This window comes from Vagococcus carniphilus (genome assembly GCF_014397115.1).
Classification (GTDB): domain Bacteria; phylum Bacillota; class Bacilli; order Lactobacillales; family Vagococcaceae; genus Vagococcus; species Vagococcus carniphilus.
Genome location: NZ_CP060720.1, coordinates 2389288 through 2402747, shown reverse-complemented (window position 1 = coordinate 2402747; position 13460 = coordinate 2389288). Strand labels below are relative to the sequence as shown.

At 33.7% G+C, this 13460-nt stretch carries 17 protein-coding genes and 1 riboswitch; all 17 genes read left to right on the top strand.

Annotated elements, in window-relative coordinates; genetic code table 11:
* Positions 1-18 precede the first annotated feature (18 nt).
* The 17 genes from H9L18_RS11685 (at position 19) to H9L18_RS11605 (ending at position 13458) form a co-directional block, all read left to right on the top strand.
* Positions 19-471, top strand: a complete 453-nt coding sequence (locus tag H9L18_RS11685) for a BMC domain-containing protein (protein WP_246433283.1) — start codon at positions 19-21, stop codon at positions 469-471.
* Positions 472-484: 13 nt separating this feature from the next.
* The gene (locus tag H9L18_RS11680; RefSeq protein WP_126792036.1) at positions 485-1981 is read left to right on the top strand and encodes an acetaldehyde dehydrogenase (acetylating); all 1497 of its coding nucleotides are present in this window, start codon (positions 485-487) and stop codon (positions 1979-1981) included.
* Positions 1982-2039: 58 nt separating this feature from the next.
* Entirely contained in the window at positions 2040-2318 is a 279-nt protein-coding gene (eutM, locus tag H9L18_RS11675; RefSeq protein WP_221884884.1) for an ethanolamine utilization microcompartment protein EutM, read from the top strand.
* 87 nt (positions 2319-2405) lie between these two features.
* Positions 2406-3044, top strand: a complete 639-nt coding sequence (locus H9L18_RS11670; protein ID WP_126792040.1) for a hypothetical protein — start codon at positions 2406-2408, stop codon at positions 3042-3044.
* Positions 3045-3086: 42 nt separating this feature from the next.
* Positions 3087-3734, top strand: a complete 648-nt coding sequence (gene eutD, locus H9L18_RS11665; RefSeq protein WP_126792538.1) for an ethanolamine utilization phosphate acetyltransferase EutD — start codon at positions 3087-3089, stop codon at positions 3732-3734.
* Positions 3727-4332, top strand: coding sequence for a hypothetical protein (locus tag H9L18_RS11660; protein ID WP_126792043.1), 606 nt, complete (start codon positions 3727-3729; stop codon positions 4330-4332). Before eutD ends, H9L18_RS11660 begins: the two co-directional genes overlap by 8 nt.
* Positions 4333-4334: 2 nt before the next feature.
* Complete coding sequence (locus tag H9L18_RS11655) at positions 4335-4607, top strand: EutN/CcmL family microcompartment protein (protein WP_126792045.1); 273 nt, start codon at positions 4335-4337, stop codon at positions 4605-4607.
* Positions 4608-4652: 45 nt separating this feature from the next.
* Complete coding sequence (gene eutH / locus H9L18_RS11650) at positions 4653-5762, top strand: ethanolamine utilization protein EutH (protein ID WP_126792047.1); 1110 nt, start codon at positions 4653-4655, stop codon at positions 5760-5762.
* Positions 5762-6217, top strand: a complete 456-nt coding sequence (locus H9L18_RS11645; protein ID WP_126792049.1) for a cupin domain-containing protein — start codon at positions 5762-5764, stop codon at positions 6215-6217. Before eutH ends, H9L18_RS11645 begins: the two co-directional genes overlap by 1 nt.
* A gap of 20 nt (positions 6218-6237) precedes the next feature.
* Positions 6238-7068 carry an ethanolamine utilization protein EutJ gene (eutJ, locus tag H9L18_RS11640; RefSeq protein ID WP_126792051.1) on the top strand — a complete coding sequence of 277 codons (831 nt, stop codon included), beginning with the start codon at positions 6238-6240 and terminating at the stop codon, positions 7066-7068.
* Between the two features lie 24 nt (positions 7069-7092).
* On the top strand, positions 7093-7554 hold the full coding sequence (locus H9L18_RS11635; RefSeq protein WP_126792053.1) for a GNAT family N-acetyltransferase: 462 nt from the start codon (positions 7093-7095) through the stop codon (positions 7552-7554).
* 119 nt (positions 7555-7673) lie between these two features.
* A riboswitch (cobalamin riboswitch) is annotated at positions 7674-7851 on the top strand.
* 143 nt (positions 7852-7994) lie between these two features.
* Entirely contained in the window at positions 7995-8510 is a 516-nt protein-coding gene (locus H9L18_RS11630) for an ECF transporter S component (protein WP_126792055.1), read from the top strand.
* 3 nt (positions 8511-8513) lie between these two features.
* Positions 8514-9596: a threonine-phosphate decarboxylase CobD gene (gene cobD / locus H9L18_RS11625; RefSeq protein ID WP_126792062.1), complete on the top strand. Its 1083-nt coding sequence runs from the start codon at positions 8514-8516 to the stop codon at positions 9594-9596.
* Positions 9577-10455, top strand: a complete 879-nt coding sequence (locus tag H9L18_RS11620) for a GHMP family kinase ATP-binding protein (RefSeq protein WP_126792064.1) — start codon at positions 9577-9579, stop codon at positions 10453-10455. Before cobD ends, H9L18_RS11620 begins: the two co-directional genes overlap by 20 nt.
* Before the next feature lies 1 nt (position 10456).
* Positions 10457-11827, top strand: coding sequence for a cobyrinic acid a,c-diamide synthase CobB (locus H9L18_RS11615; protein ID WP_126792066.1), 1371 nt, complete (start codon positions 10457-10459; stop codon positions 11825-11827).
* Entirely contained in the window at positions 11827-12783 is a 957-nt protein-coding gene (gene cbiB / locus H9L18_RS11610) for an adenosylcobinamide-phosphate synthase CbiB (RefSeq protein WP_126792068.1), read from the top strand. The genes H9L18_RS11615 and cbiB overlap by 1 nt, the downstream gene beginning before the upstream one ends.
* A gap of 30 nt (positions 12784-12813) precedes the next feature.
* On the top strand, positions 12814-13458 hold the full coding sequence (locus tag H9L18_RS11605; protein ID WP_126792540.1) for a cobalt-precorrin-8 methylmutase: 645 nt from the start codon (positions 12814-12816) through the stop codon (positions 13456-13458).
* The last annotated feature ends 2 nt before the right edge of the window (positions 13459-13460 follow it).

Sequence of the window (13460 nt, the reverse complement as noted above, 5' to 3'; positions counted from 1 at the left end):
TAAAAGGAGGTAGCCGAATTGAAAATTGAAGCACTAGGTTTAGTCGAAATCAAAGGTTTTTTAGGGGCAGTAGCTGCTGCTGATGCCGCTTTAAAAACTGCTGATGTCGTTCTTTTAAATGCTGAAGTTATTAAAGGTGGTCAAACAACTATTCAATTAACTGGAGATGTTGCTGCAGTTAAAGTAGCTGTTGACTCAGCTACAGCTGTTGCTGAAAATCTTAATTGTTTACTTTCTAGTCACGTTATTCCTCGTATGGCTGAAGATACAGCTAAAATGGTTATGGAAAGCGTAAAGAAAAAACAAGCGTCAAAACCGAATAAAGTTGAAGAAATTAAGCCAGAACCAGTAAAAGAAGAAGTAACTGAAGTTAAAGAAGTAAAACCTGAACCAGCTAAAACTGAGAAGAAAAACTCAGACGTTAAAAAAGAAAAAAATACGAAAAAAAAACCGAAAACAAATAAAAAATAGGAGGGAATAAATTTTGGTAAACGTAGTAGATAAAGATCTAGTATCGATTCAAGAGGTACGTAATTTATTAAATGATGCAACTGAAGCTCAAAAAGAATTAGCAACTTTTTCTCAAGAAAAAATTGACAATATCTGTAAAGCAATGATGGCTGCAGCATACGATAACAGAATTAAATTAGCAAAAATGGCAAATGAAGAAACAGGATTCGGAATTTGGCAAGATAAAGTAGTCAAAAATTCATTCGCTTCTAAAGCTGTTTGGGATAGTATTAAAGATATGAAAACTGTAGGTGTTGTAAAAGACGATACAGTAAACAAAGTAACAGACATCGCTGTACCAGTTGGTGTAGTTGCAGGGATTATTCCTTCAACAAACCCAACTTCAACAGTTATCTATAAAGCTTTAATTTCAATCAAAGCTGGTAACAGTATTGTATTTTCTCCACATCCAACTGCTTTAAAATGTATTAAAGAAACAGTTGATATTATTAGAAATGCTGCAGTTAGAGAAGGTTGTCCTGCTGGCGCAATTAGCGTTATGACAAAACCAACTATGCAAGGAACTGCTGAATTAATGAAACATGATATGACTAAATTAATTTTAGCTACTGGTGGATCTGCAATGGTTAAATCTGCTTATTCTTCTGGTACACCTGCAATTGGTGTAGGTCCTGGTAACGGTCCAGCATTTATCGAAAAAACAGCAAACATTTCAAAAGCTGTTAAACATATTATGGATTCAAAAACATTTGATAACGGAACAATCTGTGCTTCAGAACAATCTGTAGTAGTTGAAGAAGCAAGTAGACAAGCTGTTGTTGAAGAATTCAAAAAACAAAATGCTTACTTCTTAACAAAAGATGAAGCTCAAATTTTAGAAAAATTCATCATGCGTGCTAATGGAACAATGAACCCACAAATTGTTGGTAAATCAATTGAAGCAATTAGCAAATTAACAGGATTAACATTCCCACAAGGCACTCGCGTATTAATCGCTGAAGAAGAACGTGTTGGAATGAAAGTTCCTTATTCTAGAGAAAAATTAGCACCAATCTTAGCTTTCTATACAACAAAAACTTGGCAAGAAGCTTGCGAGTTATGTATTGAAATCTTGACAAATGAAGGTGCAGGACACACAATGGTAATTCATACAGAAGATGAAAACATTGTAAGAGAATTTGGTTTAAGAAAACCTGTTTCTCGTCTATTAGTTAACACTCCTGGTACTTTAGGTGGTATCGGTGCTTCAACTAACATTAACCCAGCCTTAACATTAGGTTGTGGAGCTGTTGGTGGAAGTTCAACATCTGATAACATCAGCCCAGAAAACTTATTCAACGTTCGTCGTGTTGCTTACGGTATGCGTGAGTTAGACGAATTACGTGGTGAAGATATTAACTTAGTTGAAAATTCTTCAACAGCTTGTTCAGTATCAACACCAACAGCAACATCAGCTTCTAAAGACGACTTAATCAATAAAATTGTTGAAGCCGTATTAGAAAAACTTTAAACTTGGTTTTAATTATATTAAAATAAATTATACATAAAATATTAGGAGGAACATTATTATGAACGCAAATGCATTAGGAATGATCGAAACAAAAGGTTTAGTAGGAGCTATCGAAGCAGCAGACGCTATGGTTAAAGCTGCTAACGTTACTTTAATTGGTAAAGAACAAGTAGGTGGCGGATTAGTAACAGTTATGGTTCGTGGTGATGTTGGTGCGGTTAAAGCTGCAACAGACGCTGGAGCAGCAGCTGCTGAACGTGTTGGAGAATTATTATCAGTTCACGTAATTCCTCGTCCTCATTCAGAAGTTGACGAAATCTTACCAAAAATTGGTTAATTAACAAACTAGTTTAAAAATAAAGAGTGTGAAAGGGTATATGTCTGTATGAATATACCCTTTTATCAAAGAAAAGGGTGTGTTATCGTGGCCGTTTTAACTGAAAGTGATGTTCGACGATTACTAAAAAAAGAGCATCTAACGGAAATGATAATAGCTAAAGGAACTATTGTAACGCCCTCTGCAAAAGGTTTTTTAACTGATCGAGGCATTAACGTTATCATCGAAGGTTCCCCTAAGCTACATCAAGAAGATACAACAACTAGCGAAGATGAATTACCAGTTGATGAGGTAACTAAAGTGACTGAAAAAGATAGTCAACCGGTTGAAACTTATCCACTTAAAAAAATTCGTATTCAATGGTCTCTTTTTAAACTAGAAGTTATAAAAACACAAAAAGCGTTAGAAAAACTTGAAAAAGAAAACTTAAAAGATGATCTTCAAATTGTTTTGAAAACAATCGATGATGTGTTGGAAAGTTTATCCCAGGGTAATTGGGTGAATACAAGTTATCTATCTCACGTAACAGAAACTGAAGAAATAGAGATTAATTTTGAAATGGAAGAAAGTTATTTAGAATTATCTCGTTTATCTCTTTTATGTGAAGATGTTTGTTGTGAAACAGTTACTCGTTTTAGTAATGGTTTTGGTGTTAGTTTAAGAGAAGACTTAGTAGAGCTTGAAACCAAGCTTCCTTTATATATTCAATCACTAATGAATAAGTAGTATTTCATGATTAAATAAATAAGGGAGGGATTCAGAGTGGAAATAGCAACTGGAGATATAAACGATATTGTTAGAGAAGTAGTTAGAAGAGTTCAATCCCAACTTGGTGTTGAAGTTGAAGCTATTGAAAGACATGTTCATCTATCTCGACAAGATATCGATGCTCTATTTGGAAAAGGCTACCAATTAACAAAAGCTAAAGATTTATCACAACCAAGTCAATTTATATGTAAAGAACGAATTAATCTAGTTGGACCTAAAGGCACCTTAAAAAATGTGATAATACTTGGACCAGAACGTCAAGAAACTCAAGTTGAGGTATCTGGAACAGATGCTCTAACGTTAGGAATTAAAGTTCCTGTTCGACAGAGTGGTCATATTTCTGAGACACCAGGTATTTTGATAATGAATGGTGTAAAAAGCTTGAGAATTTCAAAAGGTTTAATCATAGCTAAACGTCATGTTCATCTAACTTTAGAAGATGCGGAACGTTTTTGTGTAACCCATGGAGAAATTGTTCAAGTAAAAATCAATGGTGAAAGACCTCTGATTTTTGATGATGTGGTTATTCGTATCCACTCTAATTTTGCAACATTTATGCATATTGATTACGATGAAGCAAATGCATGTGGTTACAGAAAAGGTATTAGAGGAACAATTATTAAAAAAACAGGTGATAACCATGGATAACATTGAAGAATTAGTAAAATTAGTTACTCAAAAGGTTTTAGAAAAACTTGGTGAAGTTCCTGAAATTTTTGATGATTTAGCCAAACAAATAAAAGTTTACGGTAAGAAAACAGAAGAACTAGCTCTCTTTTTGAAAGAATATGATTATGTAGAAGGAGCTTCAATCGAAGCGAGTTCAGGTGTTGTACTAACTGAATTAACTCTAGAGAGATTAATCGGGATCTCCAATATGTTACCTACTACAGATGAAGACCGTGAAATTTTAGATGCGTTATTAAATAAGAAACCAGTCTTTGTACTAAATGGAGCAAAAGAATACGCGACTCTTTTGCAGGATAGTCCCTACGGTATGAAAGCTCATGTCAAGTCGTGTGAAGAACAATGGGTAAGATTTGGTGCACAATTTATTACCATCGAAACTAAATCAACTAAAACTAAGACAACTTCCAAAGCTTGGACTATGGAGTACTTACAAAAAGAAGTTGCTAAAGGTGTGACCGTTTTTGAAGTTGAAAAAGGAACGATTATTACACCATTAGCTAAAGATTATATAAGAGAACAACAATTGCAGCTAAATTATGCGAGAAAAGAGGAGTAATTATGTTAATTGGAAAAGTGTCAGGAAGTCTTTGGGCAACCCGTAAAAATGAACATTTAAATGGTTTGAAGTTTCTTTTGGTAGATATTGAAGATGAAACCAATGAAGAAACTATTAAAACAATTGTTGCAGCAGATACTGAAGGTGCTGGTTTTGGTGACTTAGTATTGGTGACAACAGGTGGATCAGCCCGAATTGCACTTGAATCTCCTGGCACTCCAGTTGATGCTGCGATTGTTGGAATTATTGATTCTGTCGAAAGAAACAATCAATAATGAAAAACATTAAAAAGTTAGAGGGATATTAGGAGGTAGCAATTGATGAGTATTAATGAAATTATTATGTATATTATTGCGTTCTTCATGGTTGTCGGGGGAATTGACTACTGTTTAGGAAACAAGTTTAAAATTGGACACCAGTTTGAAGAAGGAATCATGGCAATGGGTTCTCTAGCTCTATCTATGGTCGGGATTATCACATTAGCACCGATTTTAGCTAAAGTATTACAACCAATTGTTGTACCACTTTATACAGCATTAGGTGCTGACCCTGCTATGTTTGCTACAACACTTTTAGCAAATGATATGGGTGGTTACACGTTAGCAATGGAAATGGCTCAAACACCAGAAGCTGGTCTTTTTGCCGGAACTATTTTAGGTGCTATGATGGGTGCTACTATTGTATTTACAATTCCAGTATCATTAGGAATTATTCAAAAAGAAGATCACAAATATTTAGCAACGGGTGTTTTATCAGGTATGGTTACAATTCCTGTTGGGGCATTTGTTAGTGGTCTTATTGCTGGTTTTGATGTGATGATGATTGTTAAAAACTTGATTCCAATCGTAATCGTTGCTGTATTAGTTATGGTGGGATTACTGCTAGCTCCAGAAAAAATGATTAAAGGTTTTACTTACTTTGGTAAAGGTATTGTCATTGTTGCTATTATTGGTTTAATTTTAGGTGCTTTACAACAATTAGTAGGTATCACAGTTATTGAAGGAATTGCACCAGTTTCTGAAGGTATTGAAGTTGTCGGTGGTATTGCTTTAACACTTGCTGGAGCATTTGTATTGGTTGAAGTTATTACAAGAGTCTTCAAAAAACCATTATTAGGCTTAGGTAAAGTATTAGGAATTAACGAGACAGCAGCTGCTGGTTTAATTGCTACTTTAGCAAACAATATTGCTATGTTCCAAACAATGAAAGACATGGATGCACGTGGAAAAATCATTAACGTGGCATTTGCTGTATCAGCATCATTCGTATTAGGAGACCACTTAGGATTTACAGCTGGAGTGGCTAAAGAAATGATCTTCCCAATGATTGTTGGTAAATTAGTTGGAGGTATTACAGCTATTTTTGTAGCAATCTTTATTTCAAATAAAACAACTAAAAAAGAAGAAGTTGTTGCTGAGGTGAGTAAATAATGGATGAAAATCAAAAAAATATTATTGAAGATGTAGTTCGTCAAGTATTAATGGAAAAAATGTCTTCATTATCACAATTTACTAAAAATGTTGACCCAAGTGGTGTTTTATCTGTAAAATTGCCATTACTTGAAGTAGATGAAAATGATCGTTTAGATACGGGTACACCATCTGATGTGGTTTACTGTAAAGATTTAGTTACTTTAGAAGAAAGTCCTCGTTTAGGTTGTGGCCTAATGGTAATGAAAGATACAACTTTTGATTGGACTTTAGAGTATGATGAAGTAGACTATATTATAGAAGGAACATTAACTGTTATTGTTGATGGCCGTAAAATATCTGCTGGACCTGGAGAAATTTTATTTATTCCAAAAAGCAGTAGTATCCAATTCTCAGTTGAAGGAGACGCTAGATTCGTCTACGTTACCTACCCAGCTGACTGGGCATCACAATAAGAAGATTTTAGGAGGATATTATGGTTGATTTAAAAGACGTAAACAAAACATTAAAAGCATTTAATGATATTGTAAATACTAAAAAGCATAACCCATTTGATAAGAAAGGATCTTTGAAAGTAGGAGTCGATTTAGGAACGTCTTCAATCGTTTTAGCTATCCTAGATGAAGAAAATAATCCAGTATATGGAAGTTTTGAATTTGCTGAGGTTGTTCGAGATGGACTTGTAGTCAATTATATTGAGGCAGTTCAGATTGTGACTCGATTAGTTCAAGAAGCTGAAGAGGTTTTAGGTGTTGAATTAACTGAGGCAGCAACAGCAGTACCACCAGGAACTCTGGGAAACGATTATAAAGTAGTCTCTAACGTTTTAGAATCAGCAGGATTAACAGTGACAACTGTTGTTGATGAGCCATCAGCAGCAGCTTGTCTGCTTAATCTTGATAAAGGCGCAGTTATTGATGTGGGAGGCGGCACAACGGGAATTAGTATTATTGAAAATTTCAAAGCTGTTGAGACCATGGATGAACCAACAGGAGGCACACATATGTCTCTTGTTCTTGCAGGATATCATAAGGTATCTGTTAAAGAAGCGGAACTGATTAAACGAGATCGTGAACAAGAAAAGACGACTTTCATGATTATTAAACCAGTTGTTGATAAGATGGCTGATATTACAAAACAATTCTTATCAGAATATCCAGTTGAACCTTTGTTTGTTGTAGGAGGAGCTAGTTATTTTGATGAATTTGCTGCGGTTTTTTCTAAGTATTTAGGAAAAGACGTTAAACGTCCGGATTATCCACAGTTTGTTACACCTATTGGTATTGCTATAGCAAGCAAACAATAAGATAAGAGAAAAAGGTGAGCATGGATGATTTCAGAAGTAAAAAAAATTCCTGCTTCTCGATTAGAAGAATGTTTGGCGATTTTTAAAGACGACGAATTGAACAAAGCTTATAATGGTCAAGTTCTTGATTGGGTAAAAACTGGTATTAGAAAGAATGAGCTTTGGGGAGCCATCTCACAATCCGGGGAAATTATTGCTGTTATGTGGATTGAAGAGAATGGATTCTTTCACGAATACCCTTATTTAGCCTTAATTGGTGTTAAAAAAGAATATCAAGGTCAAGGGCTAGGCTCCTTTTTACTAAGAGTTTATGAAGCAATTGGTCGAAGTTTAAACAAATCAAAAATCACTTTAATGGTTGGCGATTTTAATTATCGAGCAAAAGAGTTATATGAAAGTGTTGGGTATAAAGAGATTGGAAAAGTCGAGTCTGCCTATATGCCAACAATTGCTGAATATATTATGATGAAAAAAATAGATAATTAGGTTTTTTGATTGGAGTTTGATAATAATTGAGAAAAAATTTCACAAAGTTCTAATTTATTATTGAAAAACTTGCCTAATTGTTATACCATTGATAATGTAGAAATTATTAATGTTCACATTTTAATTATTAATTTTTCAGCATTGGGGAATGAGGTGAAAAACCTCGACAGACCCATTCTACTGTAAAGCGGACATACTTCTTGTTATACCACTGTTAAAACTGTAATTGTTTTGGGAAGGTAAGAAGATATGGGTGATGCTAAGTCAGGATATCCAAGCTGAAAAGAAAAAATGATTCTATCGGGAAATTGTTTTTTGTTATCAGCTAGTTTTATATTAAAACTTATTCTTGCTGGTTTAACCATACAAAAACACAAAACATCAATCGATTGAATGATGGTTTGTGTTTTTTTTAATTTATTAAAAAAGGAGTAAGAAAAATGACAACAAAAACAAGAAAATTAACAATCGTAGCACTAATGATCGCACTTAGTATTCTAGGAGGAAACATTAAGATACTTGGATCGATTGCCCTGGACTCATTTCCTGCATTTTTATCAACTATTATTTTAGGTCCTGCGATGGGGATGGTAGTAGCTTTCTTTGGACACATGTTTTCTGCACTTTTTGCTGGCTTTCCAAGCACACTACCTGTCCATTTGATTATAGCAACCTTAATGATGGTTTGTATGTTTGTATACGGTTACATAAGGAACAAATGGAGCGACAGACCGGTACTATCAAAAGTCGCTTCGATTATAGCGGCATATCTAATTAATGTTCCTTTAGATTTACTAATCCTTTACCCAATTTTGAAACAATTGGTTTTCGTTTTGTTTGTACCGTTGACTATAGCAACATTAGTTAACTTATTTTTAACAGAAATTGTTTATGCTGTTTTACCAGAAAAAATCAAAAATTTTTCTATTGTTCAAAACAGTGGTAAGGGGAATTAAGTTATGGCAGGACTTCATGGGGGAAACATTAAAGAAATAGCTGAAATCTATCATTTATCTGAAAAGTCAATTATTGATTTTAGCGCCAACATTAATCCGTTAGGGTTATCAGAGAACTTATTAAAAGTGTTGAAAGAAAATACAGATCAAATTCTACATTATCCAGATTTAAGATACACAGAATTAAAAAAAGAAATTGCTAACTATCATTCATTAACGCCAGAGAATATTTTTTTAGGAAATGGAGCAGCTGAAGTTATCTATTCTTTGGCTAATATTTTAAAAAGTCAGCAGCTTCTAGTGTTGGCTCCAACTTTTTCAGAATACGAAGATGCATTTGCTCACCAAAAAACAAATATTGTGTATTTTAAAACAAAAGACAATGATTTTAAAGTAAATACAACTGATTTAATGATAAAAATCCAAGAAGAAAAGGTAGATACACTTTGTATATGTAATCCTAATAATCCTACTGGTACGATAATTGAAAAAGAAGAAATGATCAAACTTGCAAAATTTTGTCAAAACAATCAGATTTATTTGATTATAGATGAAGCTTTTATGGATTTTGTGGATGAAAAAGAATCTCTAACAACTGAGTTGAGAGGAAATGAGTATTTAGTTATTTTACGCTCATTAACAAAAATATTTGCCATTCCAGGTCTTCGGTTAGGCTATCTATTAACGGATAATTCTCATATGATGGATGACTTAGAAAGTAATGCTATTCCTTGGCGAATTAATTGCTTTGCTGATATGGCTGGTAGAGAGTCACTTAAAGATAAACAATATTTAGCTGAAACATTGAGCTATGTAGAAAAGGAACGCTTGTTTTTAGAGTCTTCATTAACTAAATTTACCGAATTAAAACTAGTTAAAAGTTCAGCCAATTTTATCTTTTTTGAATATCTATCAACTGTGGATTTACAAAAAGCATTGATAGAAATGAATATTTTAATTCGAGATTGTTCTAATTATAAAGGGCTTGATGGTAACTATTACCGAATAGCTGTTAGAACGCGTGAGGAAAATGAAAAATTAGTAGAAGCTCTAGAGAGGTATTTTTATGGCAAAAGTCATAGTTAGTTGTCCTGGAACATGTGGTGAATTAATTCAAGGGTATGTTGAAGATGAGTTTCGTCTAGTTAGTTGTGGCATAAATATGTTTTCTGTAGCGACAATCACAAGTGATCAAGGAGCAGTTAATCAAGCAGGTGAGAAATCAAGAAAAGCACTTGAGGCAACACTAGCTGATTTAGAGATATCTAGTGAGGATGAAGTAAAACTAAGTATCTCTTCATCTTTATCTGTGTCAAAAGGCATGGCAAGTAGTACGGCAGATATGGCAGCTAGCATATATGCAGCAAGTTTATATTATAAAAAACCAATGACGTTAGAAAAAATAGCTGGAATATGCACGTCAATTGAAGCAACTGACAGTAGTTTTTTTAATTCTTTAACGATGTTTGACTCAAGAGGTGCCAACTTCATTGAACAAACAGGCTGGCAGCCAAACTTTTATGTTTTGATGTTAGAACCAAAAGAAGAATTGAATACAGAGGCTTTTCATACTAAAGCAAATGACGAGCTTTTAAAAAAACAAGCTAAATCTTTTAGTAGAGTTCATAACCTTTATAGAGTAGCAGTCAAAGAAAAAAGTCTAGAAAAATTAGGACAAGCCGCACTAAAAAGTGCCAAGTTAAATCAAGAAATTTTACCTAAACCTTTCTTTGAAACAATAGTTGAATTAAGTGGCACGTTCAACTCTTGTATTGGTGTAAATGTTGCTCATAGTGGAACAGTAATCGGTATTTTACTAAGAGATTTAACTGAGGTAGAAACAATTAAACGGGTATTGGAAGATAATCAAGTGACAACTTATTATCAAAAATTGAAGGTATATAGCTCTTGTTATAAAGGACTCCAACAGCAAAAGGGTGGTTAGAATGAAAAAAATATTAATTGGAGCTGCTTCTAGTGGTTCAGGGAAAACAACATTTACTTTAGGCTTACTTGAAATTTTAAAAAGAAGAGGTCTTAATGTTCAACCTTTCAAGGTAGGACCTGATTATGTTGATACCAAGTATCATAGCCGCATAACTAAAAATCCATCTAGGAATTTAGACAGCTTTTTAGTTAGAGATAAAAAAGTTTTGAATTATTTATTTGAAAAGGCAGCATATGAATCAGATGTATCAGTCATTGAAGGAGTTATGGGATTATTTGATGGCTTTGGTATTGACAAGGATTCTTGTTCTAGTTCGTCAGTAGCCAAACAACTAGACTGTCCAGTAATCCTAGTGGTTAATGGGAAATCTGCTTCGACTTCAATTGCTGCTGTTGTTAAAGGTTTTGAAGAGTTTGATGAAGAGTTAAATATTATGGGAGTTGTTATTAATAATATTGCTTCTGAAAATCATTATTCTTTAGTAAAAGGCGCTATTGAAAAATACACGAGAACAAAGGTTTATGGTTATATTCCTAAAAATCCAGCGTTTGCTTTACCATCAAGACAACTAGGTTTAGTACCTGATAATGAAATAGATGATGTGATGGAAAAGATTCATTTGATTGCTGATTCAATTGAGAAAACAGTAGACATTGAAAGTTTACTAAATGACTTAGAAGACGTTCAAATGGAAAAACCAATTTATCCTTTTAAACAAAATAGAAAAGAGAAACCAATTAAATTAGCTATTGCTAAAGACGATGCTTTTCATTTTTATTATCCAGATAATTTAGAACTATTAGAAGATTGTGGCGTACAAATAACTTATTTTAGTCCGATGACAGATAAGCAATTACCTGAAGCAGATGCTTATTATTTTGGTGGAGGTTATCCAGAAGAATTTGCTGATGAACTATCACAAAATAGCGTCATGAGGGAAGCTATTTTTGAAGCTTTTGAAAACAACAAATTTATTCTTGCTGAGTGTGGCGGATTAATGTATCTGGGCGAAACGTTAAAAATTGAAGAGAAAGCGTTTCCGATGGTTGGAGTCTTTGAAGGTGAAAGTCAGATGACGTCTCGTTTAAAAAGATTTGGTTATTGTTACGGCATTTTAAAAGAGGACACTTTGGTTGGTAAAAAAGGTGAAAAAATCTATGGACATGAATTTCATCATTCAACTTTTGAAACAAAAGAACCTACCATGATGACTATGGAAAAAAATAGAGATGGTGAAGTCGTTTCCTCTTGGGAAGGTGGCTATCAAAAACGCAATACGTTTGCTAGTTACCTACATTTGCACTTTTTCCAAAGTGAAGAGTTTGTTCATCATTTGTTAGAAACAATTGCTACTGAGGGTGACAAGTAATGAAGCTTGTGTTGATATTACTCGCTTTTATCTTAGATTTAATACTTGGAGACCCGTATCATTGGCCTCATCCTATTAAGGCTATTGGAAATTACATTAGTTTTTTTCAAAAAAAATGGATACCAAAAACCTTAAGTTCAAAAAAGAAATATGTGATGGGTGGTGTTCTGTGGCTAAGTACAGTATTACTTGCTTATGGAACCACCTGGGCCATTTTAAAAATAGCCTATGGACTTAATACGTACATCGGACATATTGTTTTTATTTATCTAGCCTATACGACTCTTGCGACTAAGAGTTTAGCAACAGAAGGAAAGAAAATTGCTAAAACGTTAGAAGAAGGAACACTTGAAGAAGCAAGAGGACAAGTGGCAATGATTGTTGGTAGAGATACCAGCCAATTAACTGAAGAAGAAATTGCTAAGGCAACTATCGAAACGATTGCTGAAAATACATCAGATGGTGTGATTGCACCGATGCTCTTTTTATTTATAGGTGGTCCGGCATTAGCAATGGCATATAAAGCAGTTAACACATTAGATTCGATGGTGGGCTATTTGACACCTGATTATAAAGAAATAGGTTATGTATCAGCTAAAATGGATGATTTATGGAATTTATTTCCAGCTCGAATTAGTTTTTTACTCTTAGGACTTAGCAGTATTTTACTTAATATGAATCCTAAGCAAACATTTTTAATCGGCTGGCGAGATCGAAAAAATCATAAAAGTCCAAATGGTGGTTATTTGGAAGCTCCGGCTTCAGGTGCTCTAGGTATTCAGTTGGGTGGCAGCCATGTTTATCATGGTGTAGAAATTTATAAACCAACCATTGGAGAACCGTTAAAAGAAGTAGATGGTCACGATATTTTAAGAATGAATTTATTATTGTATGGTTCTTCTAGTATCGGATTGATTATATTTTCAATAGTTTCACTTGTAATAAAAGGCTTTTAAAAATTAAAAAAAAGGAAAGTGATATGTATGATGAATTATATGAAAGATCCAAAAGGAATTGAAGTAGAAAGTTTTGTGATTATCCAAGATACGATTGATGAAATTAATCCTGATTATCAATTTAATAATAAAATGGAAGAAATGATTATTAAACGCGCTATTCATACAAGTGCAGATTTTGACTATTTAGAAAATCTACAATTTACACATGATGTGATTGATGCTATGACATCTTTCTTTAAAAATGGAGGAGGAACTATCTATACAGATACAACAATGGCATTAAGTGGTATTAATAAACGTGTATTGGATAAACTAAATATCTCTTATAAATGTTTCATTTCTGATCCTGAGGTAGTTAAGATTGCAAAAGAAAAACAAATTACTCGTTCAATGGCAGCTGTTGAGCACGCTAGTACTCTAGAAGGAGATAAAATATTTGTTATTGGTAATGCACCAACTGCTATCTACAAAATTCTAGAGATGGTTAGTAGTAAAGAATTAGAAGTAAAAGCAGTAGTAGGTGCTCCAGTTGGATTTGTTGGAGCAGCAGAATCAAAAGAAGAATTATTTGAAAGTGACATTCCAGCAATTGTTGCTAGAGGAAGAAAAGGCGGAAGTAACGTCGCAGCAGCTATTATTAATGCGATTCTTTATCAATTGGATGTGGAATAAAA